The 22,114-nt window shown below is 59.6% G+C and carries 19 protein-coding genes and 1 riboswitch; of the genes, 12 read left to right on the forward strand and 7 right to left on the reverse strand.

Annotation, left to right across the window (positions count from 1 at the left end; all coding sequences use genetic code 11):
- Positions 1-30: 30 nt before the first annotated feature.
- The 3 genes from MN186_RS07105 to MN186_RS07115 form a co-directional block, all read right to left on the reverse strand.
- A complete protein-coding gene (locus MN186_RS07105) occupies positions 31-1,068 on the reverse strand; it encodes a rod shape-determining protein (protein WP_242113677.1) in 1,038 nt (345 codons plus the stop codon).
- A 234-nt stretch (positions 1,069-1,302) separates the two neighbouring features.
- The gene (locus tag MN186_RS07110; RefSeq protein WP_242113678.1) at positions 1,303-2,841 is read right to left on the reverse strand and encodes a 2-isopropylmalate synthase; all 1,539 of its coding nucleotides are present in this window, start codon (positions 2,839-2,841) and stop codon (positions 1,303-1,305) included.
- 252 nt (positions 2,842-3,093) lie between these two features.
- Complete coding sequence (locus MN186_RS07115) at positions 3,094-4,566, reverse strand: MORN repeat-containing protein (protein WP_242113679.1); 1,473 nt, start codon at positions 4,564-4,566, stop codon at positions 3,094-3,096.
- 183 nt (positions 4,567-4,749) lie between these two features.
- Between MN186_RS07115 and MN186_RS07120 the strand changes: the two genes are divergently transcribed.
- Positions 4,750-6,411 (forward strand): NAD+ synthase, encoded by a 1,662-nt coding sequence (locus MN186_RS07120; RefSeq protein ID WP_242113680.1) that lies wholly within the window; start codon positions 4,750-4,752, stop codon positions 6,409-6,411.
- A gap of 15 nt (positions 6,412-6,426) precedes the next feature.
- Here the strand turns inward: MN186_RS07120 and MN186_RS07125 are convergent, their stop codons facing one another.
- The gene (locus MN186_RS07125) at positions 6,427-7,362 is read right to left on the reverse strand and encodes an MBL fold metallo-hydrolase (protein WP_242113681.1); all 936 of its coding nucleotides are present in this window, start codon (positions 7,360-7,362) and stop codon (positions 6,427-6,429) included.
- 116 nt (positions 7,363-7,478) lie between these two features.
- Here MN186_RS07125 and MN186_RS07130 point away from each other — a divergent pair, with 116 nt between their 5' ends.
- Positions 7,479-7,754 (forward strand): DUF1801 domain-containing protein, encoded by a 276-nt coding sequence (locus MN186_RS07130; RefSeq protein WP_242113682.1) that lies wholly within the window; start codon positions 7,479-7,481, stop codon positions 7,752-7,754.
- Here MN186_RS07130 and MN186_RS07135 read toward each other — a convergent pair whose 3' ends face one another.
- On the reverse strand, positions 7,755-8,153 hold the full coding sequence (locus tag MN186_RS07135) for a metallopeptidase family protein (RefSeq protein WP_242113683.1): 399 nt from the start codon (positions 8,151-8,153) through the stop codon (positions 7,755-7,757). It abuts the gene before it with no gap.
- A gap of 63 nt (positions 8,154-8,216) precedes the next feature.
- Here MN186_RS07135 and gltX point away from each other — a divergent pair, with 63 nt between their 5' ends.
- The 6 genes from gltX to gcvP all read left to right on the forward strand — a co-directional run bounded on the left by gltX (position 8,217) and on the right by gcvP (position 16,339).
- A complete protein-coding gene (gene gltX, locus MN186_RS07140; protein WP_242113684.1) occupies positions 8,217-9,542 on the forward strand; it encodes a glutamate--tRNA ligase in 1,326 nt (441 codons plus the stop codon).
- Positions 9,539-10,045, forward strand: a complete 507-nt coding sequence (locus MN186_RS07145; protein WP_242113685.1) for a GNAT family N-acetyltransferase — start codon at positions 9,539-9,541, stop codon at positions 10,043-10,045. Before gltX ends, MN186_RS07145 begins: the two co-directional genes overlap by 4 nt.
- A 75-nt stretch (positions 10,046-10,120) precedes the next feature.
- Complete coding sequence (locus tag MN186_RS07150) at positions 10,121-11,539, forward strand: MATE family efflux transporter (protein ID WP_242113686.1); 1,419 nt, start codon at positions 10,121-10,123, stop codon at positions 11,537-11,539.
- Between the two features lie 110 nt (positions 11,540-11,649).
- Positions 11,650-11,738: riboswitch (glycine riboswitch) on the forward strand.
- Between the two features lie 152 nt (positions 11,739-11,890).
- Positions 11,891-13,015 (forward strand): glycine cleavage system aminomethyltransferase GcvT, encoded by a 1,125-nt coding sequence (gcvT, locus tag MN186_RS07155; protein ID WP_242113687.1) that lies wholly within the window; start codon positions 11,891-11,893, stop codon positions 13,013-13,015.
- A 27-nt stretch (positions 13,016-13,042) separates the two neighbouring features.
- Positions 13,043-13,402, forward strand: coding sequence for a glycine cleavage system protein GcvH (gene gcvH, locus MN186_RS07160; RefSeq protein WP_242113688.1), 360 nt, complete (start codon positions 13,043-13,045; stop codon positions 13,400-13,402).
- 90 nt (positions 13,403-13,492) lie between these two features.
- On the forward strand, positions 13,493-16,339 hold the full coding sequence (gene gcvP / locus MN186_RS07165) for an aminomethyl-transferring glycine dehydrogenase (RefSeq protein ID WP_242113689.1): 2,847 nt from the start codon (positions 13,493-13,495) through the stop codon (positions 16,337-16,339).
- A 64-nt stretch (positions 16,340-16,403) separates the two neighbouring features.
- Here the strand turns inward: gcvP and MN186_RS07170 are convergent, their stop codons facing one another.
- Both MN186_RS07170 and rocF read right to left on the reverse strand, forming a co-directional pair.
- Positions 16,404-17,453: an ornithine cyclodeaminase gene (locus MN186_RS07170; RefSeq protein ID WP_242113690.1), complete on the reverse strand. Its 1,050-nt coding sequence runs from the start codon at positions 17,451-17,453 to the stop codon at positions 16,404-16,406.
- Between the two features lie 18 nt (positions 17,454-17,471).
- The gene (rocF, locus tag MN186_RS07175; RefSeq protein WP_242113691.1) at positions 17,472-18,401 is read right to left on the reverse strand and encodes an arginase; all 930 of its coding nucleotides are present in this window, start codon (positions 18,399-18,401) and stop codon (positions 17,472-17,474) included.
- Positions 18,402-18,568: 167 nt separating this feature from the next.
- On the opposite strand from rocF, the gene MN186_RS07180 reads away from it, so the two are divergent.
- From MN186_RS07180 to MN186_RS07195, 4 genes are all read left to right on the forward strand, one after another.
- On the forward strand, positions 18,569-18,994 hold the full coding sequence (locus MN186_RS07180; protein WP_242113692.1) for an Lrp/AsnC family transcriptional regulator: 426 nt from the start codon (positions 18,569-18,571) through the stop codon (positions 18,992-18,994).
- 83 nt (positions 18,995-19,077) lie between these two features.
- On the forward strand, positions 19,078-19,500 hold the full coding sequence (gene trxC, locus MN186_RS07185) for a thioredoxin TrxC (RefSeq protein ID WP_242113693.1): 423 nt from the start codon (positions 19,078-19,080) through the stop codon (positions 19,498-19,500).
- A gap of 94 nt (positions 19,501-19,594) precedes the next feature.
- Complete coding sequence (locus tag MN186_RS07190) at positions 19,595-21,085, forward strand: di-heme oxidoreductase family protein (RefSeq protein ID WP_242113694.1); 1,491 nt, start codon at positions 19,595-19,597, stop codon at positions 21,083-21,085.
- A complete protein-coding gene (locus MN186_RS07195) occupies positions 21,082-22,110 on the forward strand; it encodes an imelysin family protein (protein WP_242113695.1) in 1,029 nt (342 codons plus the stop codon). The genes MN186_RS07190 and MN186_RS07195 overlap by 4 nt, the downstream gene beginning before the upstream one ends.
- Positions 22,111-22,114: the final 4 nt, after the last annotated feature.

Genomic DNA, 22,114 nt, shown 5'->3' on the forward strand with positions numbered 1-22,114 from the left:
CCGGACCCGAGTGATCGGGGCTAAGGCTCGTCAGCTATCGTAGTCGATGACGTGGCGCAGTTGTTTTTCGTATTCCAACGCTTTTCCGGTGCCCAGTGCCACACAATTCAGGCTTTCATCCGCGACCGAGATCGACAGGCCAGTTTGTTCGCGCAGAGCAAGGTCCAGCTCGCCCAACAATGCCCCACCGCCGGTCAGCATCACGCCGCGATCAACGATGTCGGCTGCCAGGTCGGGCGGTGTCGCCTCAAGCGCGGTCATCACGGCTTCGCAGATTTGCTGCACGGGTTCGGCCAAGGCTTCGGCCACCTGCGCCTGCGAAATCTCGGTTTCTTTCGGAACGCCGTTCAGAAGGTCGCGGCCGCGAATTTGCAGCGATGCGCCGCGCCCGTCATCGGGCATCCGCGCTGTCCCGATCGAGGTCTTGATCCGTTCCGCCGTGGTTTCGCCCACAAGAATATTCTGCTGACGGCGCAAATAGTTGATGATGCCATCATCCATACGGTCGCCGCCAACACGCACCGAACGTGCATAGACGATATCGCCCAGCGACATCACTGCCACCTCGGTCGTGCCGCCGCCGATATCGACAACCATATTGCCGGTCGGGTCGGTAATCGGCATGCCCGCGCCAATCGCGGCGGCGATCGGTTCCGCGACCAACCCGGCCTTGCGCGCGCCCGCTGAAATCACTGATTGGCGAATCGCGCGTTTTTCAACCGGAGTGGCGCCGTGGGGCACACAAACGATGATCTTGGGCTTCGAAAATGTCGTGCGCTTGTGAACCTTGCGGATGAAGTACTTGATCATCTCTTCTGCGCTATCGAAATCGGCAATGACGCCTTCACGCATTGGCCGGATCGCTTCGATCGAGCCGGGGGTGCGGCCAAGCATCAGCTTCGCATCCTCGCCAACCGCCAACACCTTTTTGACGCCATCCTTGACGTGATAGGCGACGACGGAAGGTTCGTTCAGGATGATACCCTTACCCTTCACATAGACCAGCGTATTCGCTGTTCCCAAGTCAATTGCCATGTCCGATGAAAACAGACTCGCAAACCCCATCATCACTGCCTACCCCGTCTAAAACCCCTGTGGTCCGCGATTCCCCAAGGGATGCAGACCGGTGGATATATAAGGGTCGACCCGCGCAGGCGAAAGCCCTAAAGCACGTGCGCCGGCGGCTTATCGCTTAACGCACGGGCACAAAATTGCGTGACCTGCGGCTGGTCGAACCTAAGTGCAAAACGCGGTGTACCTGTTGCGGGCGGGGAACTGCCCACCCGCACACCAGTTGATAGCTCAAACCCCCTCGGGCTTCGTTTTCTCGCGCCGCACCAACAGGTTGTTCAGCGCGTTCACATAAGCCTTGGCCGAGGCCACGACCGTATCGGTGTCGGAAGATTGGCCGGTGACGATCTTGCCAGCTTCCTCCATCCGTACGGATACCGTCGCCTGCGCGTCGGTGCCTTCGGTCACAGCATGCACCTGATACAATTGCAGGCTGGCATCATGGGGAAACAGGCCTTTGATCGCATTGAAGGTCGCATCAACCGGGCCGTCGCCCGTAGCCGTCTTCTGGTGGTCCACGCCGTCAATCTCCAACGTCAGATCAGCTGATTGTGGTGCCTCGGTCCCACAGATCACGCGCAGGAACTTGACTTGGATGCGGTCGTTTTCGCTGTCGGTCCCATCCCGCATCAGGGCGATCAGATCGTCGTCGAACACCTCTTTCTTGCGGTCGGCCAGTTCCTTGAAGCGCACGAAGACGTCTTTTAACTGGTTGTCGCCCACGTCAAAGCCCAACTGGTTCAACCGGTCGCGCAGCGCCGCCCGGCCCGAGTGCTTGCCCAACACCAAGCTGGTTTCAGACAGGCCCACATCTTCGGGGCGCATGATCTCGAACGTCTCGGCGTTCTTCAGCATTCCGTCCTGATGGATGCCGCTTTCATGGGCAAAGGCATTCTTGCCAACGATGGCTTTGTTATACTGCACCGCAAAGCCAGACACCTGCGCCACGCGGCGCGAGATATTCATGATTTTCCGGGTATCAACACTCGTGTTCCACGGCATGATGTCGTTGCGCACTTTCAGGGCCATCACGACTTCTTCCAGCGCGGTATTGCCGGCGCGTTCGCCCAACCCGTTGATGGTGCATTCAATCTGGCGCGCGCCCGCTTCAACTGCCGCCAGCGCGTTCGCAGTCGCCATGCCCAAATCGTTGTGACAATGGGTGGCGAAGGTCACTTCATCCGCTCCCGGCACCTTTTCAATCAGCATGCGGATCAGATCGGCACTTTCGCGCGGCGCGGTATAACCCACCGTGTCGGGAATGTTGATCGTGGTCGCGCCCGCCTTGATCGCAATCTCGATCACACGGCACAGGTAATCGTGTTCGGTCCGGGTGGCATCCATCGCCGACCATTGCACATTGTCGGTCAGGTTGCGCGCGTGGGTCACTGTCTCGTGGATCAGGTCGGCCATTGCGTCTTGGGTCAAACCGGGAATATCGCGGTGCAAGGGTGAGGTGCCAATGAAGGTATGAATACGCGGCTTGGCGGCATTGCGGACAGCCTCGGCGCAGCGGTCAATATCCTTGATATTCGCACGGCTCAGCCCGCAAATGACCGAATTCTTGGACCGTTTTGCGATTTCGCTGACCGCGGCAAAGTCTCCTTCCGAAGCAATGGGAAAACCGGCTTCGATGATATCTACGCCCATATCGTCCAGCAGTTCGGCGATTTCCAGTTTCTCGTCATGGGTCATGGTCGCGCCGGGGCTTTGTTCGCCGTCACGCAGCGTTGTGTCGAAAATCAACACGTGATCCGATGTGGTGGTCATTTTTTTATCTTTCAGTAACTGTGTCTTAGCCTTGGTGGCCCGATGTCAGGCCGGTTCGTGGCGCGTATGGCGGTTCCCCTGAGCGGTCGCGCCGAAACGGCACGCTCAGAGGCGGCTAAGAAGAAGCAGAAGGCCCAGCGCGGGGCGGTGTGTTATATGTTTCTGCGATACCATGGGCGTGACTATAGGGCGCTTTGGCGCAAGATAAAGCCCCTTTTTCCGTCCATTGGCGACATTTTTCACAGCGCAATCCTAGTTCGTCGCGGCGCCTGAACTGGCTTCGGCGGCGGCAGCGCCTGCCGCACTGTCGACTTCCGGCGCAGCGGAAGATGTCACCGCCCCGGCGATCATGCCGTTTTCCCAAACGCCATCTTCTTGGCTGCCGTCAGGTCGCGTCACGACGCCTTCGCCGTGGCGTTTGCCTTCTTTGAAGCCGCCTTCATATCGGTCCCCGGTGGGGTAGTTGGCAACGCCTTGGCCGTGAAACAGCCCCGATACCCAGTCGCCTTCATACGTAAAGCCATCGGGTGCCTCGTATTTACCCTTGCCTTCGCGCAGCCCGCCAGCAAACGCACCGACATAGGTCGCGCCATCGGCAAAGACCGACTTGCCCTGCCCATGCGGCTTGCCTGCCTGCCAACCGCCCACATAAGACGTGCCGTCTGTCGCGGTCAGGCTGCCTTCGCCGTGATAAAGAGCATCCTTGAACGCCCCTTCATAGACTGACCCATCGTCATATTCGGCGACGCCCTGACCTTCGATTACACCGGCCTTCCATTCACCTTTATAGGTATTGCCGTCAGGGTAGGCGATCATGCCCGTACCATCGGCCAGCCCGTCGCGAAACTGTCCTTCGTAAACCGAGCCATCCGGATAGGTCATCTTGCCCTCACCCTGGATCACACCGGCGACCCAATCGCCTTCGTAGCGATAACCATCAGCGCCGACAAAGACCCCGGTGCCGTGGCGCTTGTCATCTTGAAACCCACCTTCATAGCGGTCGCCATTGGCATATTCGACGACGCCTTGCCCCTGCCGTTTGCCCGCTTCGAAATTGCCGGTGTAGATGTCACCATTGGCCTGTTTCAGAACGCCTTCGCCCTGCATTTGACCCTTGGCCCAGTTGCCGTCAAAGATCATGCCATCGGCCTGCGTCAGGATACCTTTGCCGTGACGTTCGCCGCCGGCCATTTCGCCGTCATACAGCGACCCGTCCGCATAGGTAGAGGTGCCGCGCCCCTCTTTCACGCCGGCAACCCAGTCGCCTTCATAGATATAGCCGGTCGGGCTTTGCAGCCGCCCCTGCCCGTGGTGCATGGCGTTGCGAAAGCCGCCTTCATACTTGATGCCGTTGGCATAGATGGCCAGCCCAGATCCGTTGATCTTGCCATCCACCCAGTCGCCTTCGAACGTCGAGCCATCCGCGAAGGTGATCTTGCCGAATCCTTCGGGCTTGCCCTTGGCGAAACTGCCTTCATAGATTGAGCCATTGGGGAAACGCGCAACGCCTTGGCCGATGATCTCGCCCTCGATGAACTCGCCGGTATATTCGTATCCTGTCGGCAGTTGCAGCGTGCCCATGCCATGCTGGACGCCGCCCTTGAACGTGCCCTCATAGAACGCGCCATCCTCGTATTGCTTGGTTTCGACCTGCGCCGCCGCCGGGGCGCCACCCAGCGTCAGGGCGATGGTGACACCACAAAGACCAGTGCGAAGGGAAGCCATGTGCAACCTCGTTTCAGAAAACCCTTTTCGCGCAAACCCCACGCGATTACGGCCCAAGCCTATCCAAGCCGTCGCCCTGAAACAACGCTTTTCCCACAAGCGGTCTTTTACACCGGCGCAAACCTGCTAAACCTGAAATCTTGATGACCCCGGCGTTGGTGGCCGGTCAAAAGGATACGCAGGATGAGCGAGACTTTCCGCCTGACACTGGCCCAGCTGAACCCCACGGTTGGCGCATTTGCGGCCAATGCGGCCAAGGCGCGCGAGGCTTGGGCGCAGGCCAAAGACGCGGGCAGCGACATGCTGGCCCTGCCCGAGGCGTTCATCACTGGCTATCAAACCCAAGACCTTGTCATGCGTCCACAGTTCTTTCGCGACGCGATGGCGGCAGTGGACCAACTGGCCACCGATTGCGCAGACGGGCCTGCGATCGGGATCGGAGGCCCGTTTTTCGACGGCACGGACTTGTTCAACGCCTATTACATCTTAAAGGACGGCAAGATCGCAGCGCGTGTTCTGAAACAACGCCTGCCCAGCCAGACTGTCTTTGACGAAAAACGCCATTTCGCCCCGGCCGACCCGCAAGGCCCGGTGGGAATGGGTCCGATCCGCATCGGCATTCCGATCTGCGAAGACGCATGGCACGGCGAGGATGTGTGCGAAACACTTGCCGAAAGCGGGGCGGAATTCCTGCTGATCCCCAACGGATCGCCCTATTATCGCAACAAATTCGACGTGCGCTTGAATCATATGGTTGCGCGTGTGGTCGAAACCGACTTGCCGTTGGTCTATCTGAACATGGTCGGCGGTCAGGACGATCAGGTGTTTGATGGGGGCAGCTTCGCCCTGAACCCGGGCGGCGCGCTGGCGCTGAAGATGCCCGCCTTTGACGAGGATATCCAGCATATCGACCTGACGCGCGATGACGAGGGCTGGCGCATCACATCAGGCCCCATTGCGGTGCATGGGGACGCGTGGGAACAGGACTATCGCGCCATGGTCGAAAGCCTGCGCGACTATATGCGTAAGACCGGGTTCAAGAAGGTTCTGCTGGGTCTGTCTGGCGGGATCGACAGCGCGATTGTCGCGACCATCGCAGCGGATGCGCTTGGGCCGGAAAATGTGCGCTGCGTGATGCTGCCGTCGGAATACACTTCGCAAAGTTCGCTGGACGACGCCAAGGATATCGCCCAGCGGCTTGGCTGCACCTATGATTTCATGCCTATCCGCGAAGGCCGCGACGCGATCACCAACACGCTGGCACCGCTGTTTGAAGGCACCGAACCCGACCTGACCGAAGAAAACATCCAGTCCCGCCTGCGCGGCCTGCTGTTGATGGCGCTGTCCAACAAGACCGGCGCGATGCTTTTGACCACCGGCAACAAGTCCGAAATCGCGGTGGGCTATTCCACGATCTATGGCGACATGGCGGGGGGCTATAACCCGATCAAGGACTTGTACAAGACACGAGTTTTCGAACAGTGCCGCTGGCGCAACGCCAATCACCGCGACTGGATGAAAGGCCCCGAGGGCGAGGTCATCCCCGTCTCGATCATCGACAAACCACCATCCGCCGAGCTGCGCCCAGATCAGAAAGACGAAGACAGCCTGCCACCTTACGAGTTGCTGGACGGCATCCTTCACGGCCTGATCGACGACGAAAAATCGGTGGCCGAGCTGGTGGCAGACGGGTTCGACCGGACAACGGTCAAAAAGGTGGAACATCTGATATTCATTTCAGAATACAAACGCTTTCAGTCCGCACCCGGCACACGCCTGACCAGACGCAGCTTGGGCCTGGATCGCCGCTATCCCATCGTGAATCGCTGGCGGGACGAAAGCTGATCGCCCCGCCGTGCGTTAGCCGATCAAAAGCTGATAGCTGTGCGGCACATAATGGAAGCCCTCGTCCTGGGTTTCGACATAACCCAGCGCCGGGAAGGGCATGTGATAGCCGATGAAGGGCATCTTCTCGGCGGCCAGCATCGACAGCAGGTTGCGCCTTGTTGCGGCGGCGGCTGATTTGTCCATGTCGAACTTCACTTCCCAGTCGGGATAGCCCAGCGACCAGACATAATGGTTGGCAAAATCTGCCGCGATCAGCAACGATTTTCCGTCGCTGTCCAACCGGAACGCCATGTGGCCGGGCGTATGGCCGAAGGCTTCGACCGCCTCGATGCCCGACACCACACTGTCGCCGCCCTTAATCATCGTTGTCTGTTCGGCCAATGGCGCGACCTTCGCGTCAAAATTATCATTGCCCGCCGCCGCCCAATGGTCAAATTCGACCGAACCGGTGACATAACGCGCGTTGGGGAATGTCACGCCACCGTCGCCGGACAATCCGCCGATATGATCCCCGTGCATGTGGGTCAGCACGACAATATCCACCTGATCCGGGGTGTAGCCCGCACCGGCCAACGCGGCCGTGATGCCCGCCGCGCTAAGCCCGGTGTCGAACAAAACAAGCTCGGCCCCGGTGTTGACCAATGTCGGTGTGAAAAAGAATTGCGCCGCAGTCGTCGGGATGTTTGCCGCATCAGATGCTGCTGCAAACTCCTCCGCACTGGCGTTCATGCCGAAAATGCTTTGCGGCTCTTCCACCGTGCGGTTGCCCGCCAGCAGGGTCGTCACCTCGAACGCTCCCAGTTTCACGGTCTGCGTGGCCGTTTTGGCTAGACCCATTTGTGGGGCCATAGCCTGCGCAGAACCGGCCACCAAGCCGGCAAAGGGGGTTGCGGCACCAGCGACCAATAGATGACGACGTGACAAGGTGGGCGTGGCAAAACGTTTCATATGGACCTCCCAAACGATCAGATTTTGTTGAAACACGAGCCAGCAGTATACTCGGATTTTAATGCTGAGGGATTCACACAATTGTGACGGGCCCATCGCAAGGCGGAAACACACAGATGACGTCCAACAGCAAAGCGACCAAAACCCAAGCGACAACGCTGGATGCCACCCGCTTCATCGAAGCGGTCGAGCCCTTGTCAAAACGCGAGGACGCCCGTTTACTTGACGACCTGTTTCGCAGACCCATTCTGGCCCAGCTTGGAAAACACAAGATGGGGAAGTCCTGCCTTTACGTAAACAAGCTGGCCGATATTGATCTGGACGTATTGGCCAAGCTTGTCCGCGCAGGACTTCGCGATCTGGACACGACATGGAAGGTTCAGCCTAGCTGATCACTCCCACCAGCGATCAATTTGCGCGATATCCTCATCCGACCATCCGAAGTGGTGTGCAAATTCATGCACAACGATATGACCCACCAGTTCCGGCAGCGACACATCCCCACGCGACGCCCATTCGTCCAGAATGGGTCTGCGAAACAGTGTGACCGTGTCCGGGGCGAAAGGTTGATCAGTGACCGATTTATGCGTCAAGGGAATACCTTCATAGACGGCGGTCAGCTCGAACGGATCTTCGATATCCATTTCCGCCAGCAACACAGCGCCCGGCAGGTTCTCGACCCGGATTGCAACCTCCAACGCCTTTTCGATAAAGGCGGGTGGCAGTCGCATTCGGGCGTCATAGGCGAGCGCCTCGATATCTGCGATGGAAGGGGCGTATTTACGAGTCATACCGGATTATATGGACAAAACCGGGCCAGTATGAAAGAGGGTCGCACCAAGGAGACATGACCCATGACCACCACCCGCTTTGCCCCTTCGCCCACCGGCTATATCCATGTTGGCAACCTGCGCACCGCGCTGTTCAACTATCTGATCGCTGCCAAGTCGGGCGGAAAATTCATCCTGCGTCTTGATGACACCGATCCTGAACGATCCAAGCAGGAATATGCAGATGCCATCAAGGAAGATCTGGAATGGCTGGGCCTGACATGGGACCGGGTCGAAAAGCAATCCGATCGGCTGAACCGTTATGAAGAAGCCGCCCAGCAACTGCGCGACATGGGCCGGTTTTATGAATGTTTCGAGACACCGACCGAGCTGGACCTGAAGCGCAAGAAGCAGCTGAACATGGGCAAGCCGCCGGTCTATGACCGCTCGGCGCTTGACCTGTCAGACGATGAAATGGCCAAGCTGCGCGAAGAACGCGGCCAAGGTCACTGGCGGTTCAAGCTGGATCACGAGCGGATCAGCTGGACCGATGGCATTCTTGGCGACATCTCGATTGATGCGGCGTCCGTGTCTGACCCGGTGCTGATCCGCGGTGACGGGCAGTTCCTTTATACGCTGGCTTCGGTCTGTGACGATATCGACTTCGGTATTACTGATGTTGTGCGTGGCTCGGATCACGTAACCAACACCGCGACGCAAATCCAGATCATCGAAGCCTTGGGTGGCAAGGTGCCATCGTTCGCGCACCACTCGCTTCTGACCGGGCCGCACGGCGAGGCGCTGTCGAAGCGCCTTGGCACATTGGCAATCCGCGATCTGCGCGAACGCGGCGTGCAACCGATGGCACTGCTGAGCCTGTTGGCGCGTCTGGGGTCGTCACAACCGGTCGAGCTTCGCAGCTCGTTGGAGGAAATCATCGAAGGTTTCGATCTGGAGACCTTTGGCTCGGCCCCCACCAAATTCGACGTCGAAGATCTGTTTCCGCTGACCGCCCGTTACCTGTCCCATCTGCCGGTGACGGCTGTCCCGGATACGCTGGACGGCCTTGGCGTCCCCGCCGACAAGGCCGATGCCTTCTGGACCGTCGCGCGCGAAAACATCACCACACTTCACGACCTTGAAGGCTGGTGGACCCTGTGCCGCGACGGTGCCGACCCTGTGATTGACGAAGAAGACCGCGAGTTTGTCGCGACCGCGATGGGCCTTCTGCCCGACGGTCCGTACAACGCCGATAGCTGGTCAAACTGGACCGCCGCCGTGAAAGAGGTCACAGGCCGCAAGGGGCGTGGCCTGTTCATGCCGCTGCGCAAGGCCGTCACGGGGATGAACCACGGGCCGGATATGTCGGCCCTGATGCCGCTGTTACACGTCATCCGCGCGAAGGAATGAAGCTTAGACCAGCGACGAAATCGGACGCGTCAAGCCTCGCCGCTTTATCGACAGAGGTCTGGCTTGGCACCTATATCAAACGCGGCATCAACGCCCGCTTTGCCGACTATGCCCTGACAGAGTTCACGACTGAGAAATTCGAAGATACCCTGGCCGACCCGGACGAGGTAATAACCGTTTGCGAACACGAGGACGGCATCATCGGCTTCGTGCGCGTGTCACACGGGAATGCGGCTCCTGCTAACGGGGCCTCTGACACCGAGATATCAACCTTGTATGTCCAGCCAAGACATCATGGTCAGGGGGTCGGAGCAGCGTTGCTGGCCCACGCGTTTCAGCAGTGCGGCAATCACGCCGTGAAAAAGGTCTGGCTGGCAACCAATTCAGACAACACCCCGGCGATCGCCTTCTATCTGGCGCAAGGTTTCCAAAAGATCGGACAAACGCGATTTCAGATCGGCGACGAAAGCTACCCCAACGACGTTTTCACATATCAGCTTTGACGGCGGTCGGGCAGCAGCCCACTGGCAGTTCGGGCAGAAGTTGGCCATGCTGCGCCGGTGCGACAGGAGTCGATAATGGCCCAACCGGCAACACCAAACCCCACGCAAGCAAAGTTCCTTCAAGGCAGCTTGTTGAAGCACATCATTGTTATGTCGCTGACGTCCTCGGTCGGGCTGATGGCGATTTTTCTGGTGGACCTTGTCGATATGATCTTCATCTCGATGCTGGGGCACGAAGAACTGGCGGCGGCGATTGGCTATGCGGGTGCGATCCTGTTTTTCACCACGTCCTTCGGGATCGGCATGTCGATTGCTGCGGGTGCGTTGGTTGCGCGGGCCTTGGGTGAAGGCGACCCTTTTACCGCACGGCGACGCGCGGCCACGGCGCTGCTGTATGGAATCGTGCTCGGCGGCGGCTTTGCGGCCTTGATCTGGACCTTTGTGCCGCAATTGACCGCACTTCTGGGCGCGTCGGGTGAGACTTTGTTGCTCGCGTCCAATTATCTCAGGATCGTCTTGCCCAGTATGCCCATTCTGGCGGTGGGCATGATCGGCGGCGCAATCCTGCGTGCCCATGGCGATGCGCGCCGTGCGATGGTCGCAACCATTGCGGGGGGTGTGGTGAACGCGGTTCTGGATCCGATCCTGATCTTCGGACTGAACCTTGAGCTGACAGGCGCAGCGGTTGCTTCGGTTTTTGCGCGTATCACGATTGCGGTGATGTCGGTCTATCCGCTTTTGCGACACCACGGCGGGCTTGATCGCCCTGACCCTGCCGGTTTTCGTGTCGATTTTCCGGTCATCATGGCCATCGCCCTGCCTGCTATCCTGACGCAGTTCGCCACACCTCTGGGGCAAGCCTATGTCACCCGCGCAATGGCCGAATTCGGCGAGGATGCCGTGGCTGGCATGGCCATCGTCGGGCGGTTGCTTCCGGTTTCATTCGCCGTGATCTTTGCGCTGTCGGGGGCAATCGGGCCGATTGTGGGCCAGAATTTCGGCGCAGGGCAGATGGACCGTGTGCGCCGGGCTTTGCGTGACGGGCTAATCTTCGTTCTGTGTGTGACGGTCGGCGTCAGCACAATCCTGTATCTGGCACGCGCACCCATCGCAGACCTGTTCAGCGCCAAGGGGCTAACGCGCGATCTGGTGTATCTGTTCTGTGGGCCGCTTTCCCTAGCGTGGTTCTTCAACGGCGTGATTTTCGTCACCAATGCCGGGTTCAACAACCTTGGACGCCCGTTCTATTCGACCATGATCAACTGGGGGCGCCAGACGCTGGGCACAATCCCACTGGTCATAATCGGCGCATCGGTTTGGGGCGCGCCGGGTGTACTGATCGGACAGGCGGCGGGCGGGCTTGTCTTCGCGGCCATTGCGCTTGCGCTATCTGCGCGCGTCCTGCGCATCGCCGAGCATGGGCGCTACCCGTCCGAAGCTCAGCCCTATCAGCGCCTAGCCAAACGCATCGCGCTTTTTCACTTTCGCAGATAGGCGCGACAGGGCATCATCGACAATGACACCATAAGCACAGCTTAGAACATGCCCTGCAGGCGACCGTATTCAACCTCTTGCCCAACGGCGCGCCGACCGCTAGTTTACGCAACGACGCATCGGGAGAATCTGGCGCCCGCCAGTGCCGAAGGAGCAACCGCCCCGGTAAACTCTCAGGCTCATGGACCGATGCGCCACAACGAACTCTGGAGAGTGGCACTTGTGCCCGCCGAAGGGATAACGATCTCAGGCGACAAGGACAGAGGGGGCATCGAGGGGCGCGATAGCGTCCGAACGGTGTCGGGCGCGTGGCTTTCCATTGCTTGCCGGCAACAGATGGAAGGAATGGCCATGAGTGCTTCCCAGGACGATCTGAAAAGAACCTGCCTGTATGATCTGCATCAGGAACTGGGTGCCAAAATGGTGCCCTTTGCGGGCTATGAAATGCCCGTGCAATATCCGCTGGGGGTTATGAAGGAGCACCTGCACACGCGCAGCCACGCTGGCCTGTTCGATGTCAGCCACATGGGTCAGGTGATCGTGCGCGGTGAAAATCCCGCCCTGTCGCTGGAACTGATCGTGCCGCAATCCATAGTGCCGCTTGCCGAAGGACGGCAGCGTTATGCTATGTTCACAAGCGAAGACGGCGGCATTCTGGACGACCTGATGATCGCCAACCGTGGCGACCATCTGTTTCTGGTGGTCAACGCCGGGTGCAAAGACGCCGACATCGCCCATATGCGCGCCAACCTGACCGATTGCGAGATCGAGGTGATCGAAGATCGCGCGCTTCTGGCCCTGCAAGGCCCCGCCGCCGAAACCGCGCTTGGACGTCTGGTGCCATGGGCGGTTGACATGAAATTCATGGATGTGGCCGTCACAGACAGCGACTTTGGCGAATTGTGGCTGTCCCGCTCGGGTTATACTGGCGAGGACGGGTATGAAATCTCGGTTCCCGTGGCGCAGGCCGACGCCTTTGCCCGCGCCCTTCTGGCAATGGACGAGGTCGAACCAATCGGCCTTGGCGCGCGTGACAGCCTGCGGCTTGAGGCCGGGCTATGCCTTTACGGAAACGACATCGACACGACCACCACCCCGGTCGAAGCCGCGTTGGAATGGTCTATCCAGAAGGCGCGCAGAACAGGGGGCGAGCGCGAAGGCGGCTTCCCCGGCGACGCACGCATCCTGTCCCAGCTTGAAAACGGCGCCGACCGCCGCCGCGTTGGTCTTTTGCCTGAAGGCCGTGCACCGATGCGGGCGGGCACGCAGCTTTATACCTCGGCCGAGGCTGACACACCGATTGGCCAAGTCACGTCGGGCGCGTTTGGCCCCTCAATCGAACGGCCCATGTCGATGGGCTATGTCACCACGGATCACGCCGAAATCGGCACCAGATTGTTCGGTGATGTGCGCGGCAAGCGCCAGCCGGTCACGGTCGCGGACACGCCATTCCGCCCCGCCACCGTTAAACGTTGACCCCAAATTTCCAGCAGGAGACACAAGATGAAATACACCGAAGAACACGAATGGCTGCGTGAAGAAGACGGCGTTTATACCGTGGGCATCACCGCTCACGCCGCCGAACAATTGGGCGATGTCGTCTTTGTCGAGCTGCCCGAAGTTGGCGATACCGTATCCAAGGATGACGAGATTGTCGTGATCGAAAGCGTCAAGGCCGCGTCCGATATCCTTAGCCCGCTGGACGGCGAGATTACCGAGGTGAACGAGGCCATCGTGGACGAACCCACCAAGGTCAACGAAGACGCCGAAGGCGAAGCGTGGTTCTTCAAGATCAAAGCCTCGGATACCAGCCCGTTGGACGATTACATGGACGAAGCCGGTTACAAGAAATTCATCGGCTGATCCACGGGCTTTAGCCCAAATGCCTAACAGCGCAGGGGCTTATCGGCCCCTGCCCGACCCTACATGCCTGCCCCCGCACGGAGAAACGCCATGTCGTTCACGCCCACTGGTTACAAACCCTATGACTTCGCCAACCGTCGCCATATCGGCCCCTCGCCCACCGAAATGGACGAGATGTTCAAGACTGTCGGCGTGAAGGATCTGGACGACCTGATCGACCAGACCGTCCCCAAAAGCATCCGCCAAGGCGAACCGTTGGATTGGGGCCCTGCCCTGTCCGAACGTGAGGCGCTGCACAAAATGCGCTATGTTGCGGCGAAGAACGTGGTCATGCGCTCGCTTCTGGGTCAGGGCTATCACGGCACGGTCACACCCCCCGCGATCCAGCGCAACATTCTGGAAAACCCGGCGTGGTATACGGCCTACACCCCTTACCAGCCCGAGATTTCGCAAGGCCGGCTTGAGGCGCTGTTGAACTTCCAGACAATGATTTCCGACCTCACCGGGCTTGAAATCGCGAACGCATCCCTGCTGGATGAAGCCACCGCGTGTGCTGAAGCCATGACCATGGGCCAGCGCATCGCCAAGTCGAAAGCCAGAAAGTTTTTCGTCGATAGGCGGTGTCATCCGCAAAACATCGCCGTGATGCAAACCCGTGCCGAACCGCTGGATATCGAGATTGTCATCGGTGATCCCGAAAAAGATCTGGTCGCGGACGAAGTCTTCGGCGCAATTTTTCAGTATCCCGGCACCTATGGCCGGGTCAGCGATTTCACCGATCAGATCACCGCTCTGCACGAAGCAAAGGCGATCGGCATCGTAACCGCCGACCCGCTTGCGCTGACCGTGTTGAAAGAACCCGGCGCGATGGGTGCCGATATCGCCGTCGGGTCTTCGCAACGGTTTGGCGTGCCGATGGGCTTTGGTGGCCCGCACGCCGCCTATATGGCGACGGCAGACAAGCACAAACGCTCGATGCCCGGTCGCCTGATCGGTGTGTCGATTGATGCACGCGGCAATCAGGCCTATCGCCTGTCGCTGCAAACCCGCGAACAGCACATCCGGCGCGAGAAGGCGACCTCGAACGTCTGCACAGCGCAGGCTTTGTTGGCTGTGATGGCCGGTTTCTATGCCGTCTTCCACGGCCCCGAAGGCTTGAAAGCCATCGCGCAAGACGTGCATCTGAAAACCGTGCGTCTGGCCAAGGGGCTTGAGGATGCAGGCTTCACCATCACCTCGGACCACTTCTTTGATACGATCACCGTGCATGTGGGCGGATTGCAAAACACCGTGCTGAAGTCGGCGCGTGAAGAAGGCATCAACCTGCGCCCTGTCGAAACAGAGTATGTCGGCATCACGCTGGATGAAGCCACCCGCCCTGCGGTGATCGAAGGTGTCTGGCGTGCCTTTGGCATCACACGCAGCTATGACGACAGCGACAACGAATATCGCCTGCCCGATGACAGCCTGCGCACGACTGACTACCTGACGCATCCCGTGTTTCACATGAACCGGGCGGAAACCGAGATGATGCGTTATATGCGCCGTCTGGCCGACCGCGACCTGGCACTTGACCGGGCGATGATCCCCTTGGGGTCGTGCACGATGAAGCTGAACGCGGCGGCTGAGATGATGCCGATCTCATGGCGCGAGTTTGCGTATATCCACCCGATGGCACCGGAAGATCAGGTCGAAGGCTATGCCGAGATGATCGAGGATCTGAAGCAGAAGCTGTGTCTGATTACCGGCTATGACGACATGTCGATGCAACCAAACTCGGGTGCCCAGGGCGAATATGCGGGGCTTTTGACCATCCAAGCTTACCACAAGGCGCAAGGGCAAGATCAACGCAACGTCTGCCTGATCCCGATCTCGGCGCACGGGACCAACCCGGCCTCGGCCCATATGGTCGGGCTGGACGTGGTCGTGGTGAAATCGGCCGAGAACGGAGACATCGACCTTGACGATTTTCGCGCCAAGGCCGAAGCGGCGGGCGACAAGCTGGCGGCGTGCATGATCACCTATCCATCGACCCACGGCGTGTTTGAAAAAACCGTGCGCGAGGTCTGTCAGATCACCCATGATCACGGCGGTCAGGTCTATATTGACGGCGCGAACCTGAACGCGATGGTTGGCCTGTCGAAACTGGGTGAAATCGGGGGCGATGTCAGCCACCTGAACCTGCACAAGACCTTTGCCATCCCGCATGGCGGCGGCGGCCCCGGCATGGGGCCGATTGGTGTCAAAGCCCACCTTGCCCCACACCTGCCGGGTAACGGGCTGGTGGGCGAAGATGGTGCGGTGTCTGCCGCCCCCTTCGGATCAGGTTCGATCCTGCCGATCAGCTGGGCTTACGTGCTGATGATGGGCGGTGATGGGCTGACACAGGCGACGAAAGTGGCGATCTTGAACGGCAACTACATCGCGGCCCGTCTGAAAGGCGCGTTTGACGTGCTGTTCACCGGAAAGAATGGCCGCGTGGCGCATGAATGCATCATCGACACCCGCCCCTATGCCGACAGTGCGGGCGTGACCGTGGATGACATCGCCAAGCGTCTGGTCGACAACGGCTTCCACGCCCCGACGATGAGCTGGCCCGTGGCAGGCACGCTTATGATCGAACCGACCGAGTCCGAGACCAAGGCCGAACTGGATCGTTTCTGCGACGCAATGCTGGCGATCCGCGAGGAAATTCGCGAGATCGAAGATGGCAAGATCGACCCGGAAAACAATCCGCTGAAAAACGCGCCGCACACCTATGTGGACTTGGTTGGTGAATGGGACCGGCCCTATACCCGCGAACAGGGGTGCTTCCCGGCAGGCAGCTTCCGCGTGGATAAATACTGGTCGCCTGTGAACCGGGTGGATAACGCCTATGGCGACCGTCATCTGGTCTGCACCTGCCCGCCTTTGTCGGATTACACCGACGAAAACTAAGCGGTCTGACAAAGAAAACAAACGGGCGGTGAACTACTCCACCGCCCGTTTTTGTATCGCTGGCCTAGCTTGCGGACCGCTGCAACATCCCGAACAAATCACGCGGGTCGTCGGGGTCGGCCAGCATATCAAGCTGCGTGAAGAACTCGGTCCCTACAATTGCTTTCGAGATATAGCGCAAAGCCGAGAAATCCTCGATCGCGAAGCCCACACTGTCGAACAGCGTGATCTCTTTGTCCGTGCGGCGGCCCTCGGTCTGTCCGGTGATCACCTGCCATATCTCGGTAATCGGGTGGTCTTTTTCTAACTGCTGGATTTCGCCTTCAACCCATGTCTGTTCTGGATATTCCACGAAGATGTTTGACCGCAGAAGAATGTCGCGATGCAGCTCGGTCTTGCCCGGACAGTCTCCGCCAATCGCATTGATATGTACGCCTTCGCCAATCATGTTGTCGGTCAGGATCGTGGCATATTGCTTGTCGGCGGTGCAGGTGGTGATGATCTGCGCACCCTCCATGCTTTCCTCGCCTGTTTTGCACGGCACGACGGTCAAGCCCGACCCTTGAAGGTTGCGGGCGCATTTTCGGGTCGCAGCTGAGTCCACATCAAACAGCCGCACCGTGTCGATCCCGCAGATCGCCTTGAACGCCAGACACTGAAATTCCGACTGCGCGCCGTTTCCGATCATCGCCATCGTGGTCGCGCCCTTGGGCGCCAGATGCTTGGCGACCATCGCCGAGGTCGCAGCGGTTCGAAGCGCCGTCAAAACCGTCATCTCGCTGAGCAGCTTGGGATAGCCCGAGTTCACTTCCGCCAGCAAGCCAAACGCGGTGACAGTTTGCAGGCCTTCCTTGGTGTTCTTCGGATGGCCATTCACGTATTTGAACCCGTACATCTCGCCGTCCGAGGTGGGCATAAGCTCGATAACCCCCACATCAGAATGGCTCGCCACGCGTGGTGTTTTGTCAAACAGATCCCACCGTTTGAAATCGGCTTCGATCTCGGCTGCAAGGTCGATCAGCACTGTCTCGATGCCGATGTGATGGACAAGTGCCATCATGTGTTCGACCGACACGAAAGGCACATAAGCAAGTTCAGAGGGCAGAGGCGGCATGAGGCGTCCTTTCGACAATCAATAGCTTTGTGTGCGACGGTCCAGAACGCGCCGGCCAAACAGGCTTGCGGTCAGGTCCACCATCAACCGGGCCGTGCGGCCACGGTCATCCAGAAACGGGTTCAGTTCCACCAGATCAAGCGATGAGACAAGGCCGCTGTCATGCAGCATTTCCATGATGTGATGGGCCTCGCGGAAGGTTGCGCCACCGGGAACCGTGGTGCCGACAGCGGGCGCGATGGCTGGTTCGATGAAGTCTACATCAAGGCTGACATGCAAAAGACCATTCGTTTGCGCGACCCGATCCAGAAACGGCAGCAGCAACTTGGCCAATCCATGCTCGTCAATCGTGCGCATATCATACGCATGTGCGCCCGAGGCTTGCAGCAAGTCCCGCTCCATCCCATCCACAGACCGCAGCCCCATCAGGCACAGATTGTCGGGATCCAGCCGCGCTGGCAGCGGCTTACCAAGAATGTCGGGAAAACCGTCAAGCCCGCAAGCAAACGCGACCGGCATCCCGTGGATATTCCCGCTGGGCGACGACGCGGGGACGTTGAAATCAGAATGCGCGTCCAACCAAAGTACGAATTGCGGGCGCCCCATCTGCGCGGCAGCGGCAACGTGGCCCGTGACGGTACCAAGCGACAAAGCGTGATCACCGCCGAGGTAGATCGGCAGCACGTCCTGCCCCGCCAAATCAAAGGCGTGACGGTGCAGGCTGCGCGCCCAGCCAGCCACTTCGGGCAGAAATTTCAGGTGGGTGTGTTCGGTTTCGACCGTCTCGACTGAATCGGGTCGGGCATCGCCCAGATCGACGACGCTGTGACCCAGCGCGCCCAATTCCTCGGCCAATCCGGCGGTACGAAAGGCGGCTGGCCCCATGATACATCCACGACGCCCGGCACCTTCTTCGATCGGGACACCTAGAAGGTGGATGGGGGTCATCGGACGGCTCCTGCGGTCTTTGGTTATGGAGTGGGTGTCGGTGGCAACGCGTTTCGTGCCCCGAATTAGACAATGATAGCATTCTCAGGATTTCACAGATAATAGACAAATTGAGTAGTTTAGATCAGGATACTTTCCATTATGTGTATTTTTGCTATAACTTTATCATGCATATCTTCGACGATCTTGACCGCAACCTGATCGCCATCCTGCGCGAGGATGGGCGCGCGCCGATCTCGAAACTGGCCGAAATCCTTGGCGTGTCGCGTGCAACCGTGCAGGCGCGGCTGGACCGGCTATTAGACAGCGGCGCGGTTCTGGGCTTCACCATCCGCGCGCGGCAGGATCACGGGCCAGACGGGGTTCACGCCATCATGATGATTGAGGTTTCTGGCAAATCCGCGACCGCCGTCATCAAACGGCTGCGCGGCCTTCCAGAACTACGAAGCCTGCATTCGACCAACGGCAAATGGGATCTGGTGGCAAAATTGACGGCGGACAACCTGACCCATTTCGACCGCATCCTGCATGATGTGCGGATGGTCGAAGGCATCACCAACAGCGAAACAAGCATTTTGTTGAGCACCGTCTGACCCCCTTGACGCAGGCCTGCGGCAAGATCATATGCTAGCTAATGAATATATCGGAGCATCCCATGTCCTCTTCCGCGAAAAAAATGACCTGCCTTGACTGCGGCAGCGTGAACCGTGTCCCGACCGACAAGCTGACTGCTGGCCCCAAATGCGGCACCTGTGGTGCGAAACTCGCGGACGGAAAGGTGCGCGAACTTGACCCCGCCACGCTTTCCAAAGCGGCCAGGAACGATGGCACCCCGCTGTTAGTCGATTTCTGGGCGCCATGGTGTGGCCCGTGTCGAACGATGGCCCCGGCATTTGCGCAAGCGGCGCGGAACATGGCGCCCGGCGTGCGGTTTGCCAAGATCAACACGCAAGATCACCCGAACGTATCAGCAAAGAACAACATCCGAGGCATTCCGGCCCTGATCCTATATCAAAACGGCAAGGAGATCGCCCGACACGCCGGTGCGATCCCGGCCAATGCGATCGAGGCGTTCGTGCACAAAAACGCGAAACTGTAAGGCGCAACATTTAACCTGACTATTTCTGTCAGAACTACTTTACGCCACTGCTCTCTCCGCTTAAAACGGGGCGCGTTCTGTAGGAGACCGCCCCATGCGCAAAACTCTATCCTTGGTGTTCTGTCTGGTCAGCAGTCCTACGGCCGTGGCAGAGGACGCAGGCCCATGGGGCGAACCGCACCTTACCCCCACCCCGCGCACCAAGGCCGAAGCCGCGCGGATCAAGGCCGCATCTCCGCGCAACCCCGCTGCTCTCTCGCCTTATGAGGGACGACCAGCAGGCGCCGCCACGGTAATGACACCCCCTAACCACGCCCCTTTTTCACAACCCGCATCCGGCCTGCCCCCCGATCAAGCACTGGATTTCACACTGGGCCGCGCACTGTTTGAAAAGCTGTGGGTGCAGGCGCCCGCCTCGACCATCTCATCCGACGGGTTGGGGCCGCTTTACAATGCGCGGGCGTGTTCGGCCTGTCACATCAAGGACGGAAGGGGGCATCCGCCTGACAGCCCCGACGACGGAACGCCCGGTCTGGTGGTGCGCCTTTCACAGCCTGGCCCGGATGGCACGACATTGCCGGACCCGACTTATGGCCGCCAAGTGCAGGATCGAGCGATTGCCGGGCATCTTGCTGAAGCGGCGATCCAAATCACCTATGATACGCACCCTGTGACGCTGGGCGAAGGCACGCGGGTCGACTTGCAAGCACCAACCTATTCGCTGGACAATCTTGCCTATGGTCCGTTGGGGGCGCAGACGGTCACATCGGTCCGCGTTGCCCCGCCAATGATCGGGCTTGGCCTGCTTGAGGCGGTGCCCGAGGCCGACATTCTGGCCAATGCCGACCCCGATGATGCCGATGGCGATGGGATTTCGGGCCGTCCCAACCGCGTCTGGTCGCGCGAGTTCAATCAATGGATGTTGGGACGATTCGGTCACAAGGCAGGCATCCCAACCCTGCGCCACCAAACCGCCGACGCAGCCAATGGCGATATCGGTCTGTCCAGCACTCTGTATCCCGCCGCGTTCGGCGACTGCACTGACCAGCAGACCGCCTGCCGCAATGCACGCCACGGTGACACCCCGGCGCAGAACGACAGCGAACTGGGCGACACCGCACTGGACTTGATGACCTTCTATGCCGCCAACCTTGGTGTTCCGGCGCGTGATCGGGCGGGGGACGCACAAGTGCTGGAAGGTAAAGCGTTGTTTCACGACGCAGGCTGCGCGACATGCCATCAGCCCAGTTTCGTCACACATCGCCTGCCCGACCAGCCGGCCCGTTCGTTCCAGTTGATCTGGCCCTACACAGACCTGTTATTGCACGATATGGGCAAAGGGCTGGCGGATTACCGCCCGCAAGGGCAGGCTTCGGGTCGTGAATGGCGCACGCCGCCGCTGTGGGGCACAGGCCGAACCGCCAACATTTCAGGGCGCACATCGTTTCTGCATGACGGGCGCGCGCGCACATTGCTGGAGGCCATATTGTGGCACGGGGGCGAAGCGAAACCGGCGCGCGAGGCGGTTCGGTTCATGGATGCCCCGGACCGTGCCGCCCTGATCAAATTTCTGGAGTCGCTATGAAACGTCTGATCCCCCTTGCCATCGTTTGTCTGATGCCAGCGATGGCCATGTCGCAAAACGCGCCATCTACGCCCGACCACAAAGCGGTGGCGGACCGGGTGCTGTCGGTGCTGGACCATCAATTCGGCACTTTCCGCGATCACGCGTCCGCACTATCTGATCAAGCGGCCTTGTTTTGTAAAGGTTCAGGGACCCGCGAAGGGGTGGTCAATGCACTGGCAGACACGTGGACGGCATGGGCGCCGCTTGATGCCTATCAATTCGGCCCGATCGAGGCGCAGGCGGCGGCGCTCACGGTCAACTTCTTCCCAGACAAAAAGAATTTTGTCGGGCGCGCGCTGTCCACATTGCTTAAACAGCCGGAAAGCGAACAGGGTGATCCGGCGGTGATCGCGGCCTCAAGCGCGGGTGTGCAGGGTTTACCGGCAATCGAACGACTGTTGTTTGAAGACCTGCAAACCTGCCCGGCGCTGATCGGCATCACCGGCAATCTGGCCCGCATCGGGTCGGACCTTTACACCGGCTGGTTCGCCCCTGACGGTTGGGCCGCACTGGTCCAAACCGCAGGCCCCAACAACCCCGTTTATCTGTCACCGGAAGAATTTACCCGGCAGATTTATACCGCGCTTGGGTTTTCCATCCAGCGCCTGCGCGACCATCGGATCGGGCGCCCTTTGGGCAGCTATGAGCGCAACTTCCCCAAAAGGGCCGAGGCATGGCGATCAGGTCTGACCAACGAAATCCTGCGCGCCCAATTGGCCGGGCTGGCCGAGGTGGTCGAAAACGGCTTCGCCACTGCCATCCCTGACGCATCGCGCACCCTTATCGCGGACAACGTTGCCGATATCGAGACCCAAATCACAGCCATTGGCGCCACCTTACCGAAAGCGCTGGACAATCCGCAAATGCGCTTCCGCGTTGAAAGCCTGCAAACGCGGCTGACCTACCTGCAAACACTGCTGGACCAGCATGTCGGCGCGCATCTGGATGTCGAGGCCGGATTCAGCGCGGGCGATGGGGACTAACGCA

The sequence above is a fragment of the Aliiroseovarius sediminis genome (assembly GCF_022678485.1).
In the GTDB taxonomy this organism is placed as follows: domain Bacteria; phylum Pseudomonadota; class Alphaproteobacteria; order Rhodobacterales; family Rhodobacteraceae; genus Aliiroseovarius; species Aliiroseovarius sediminis.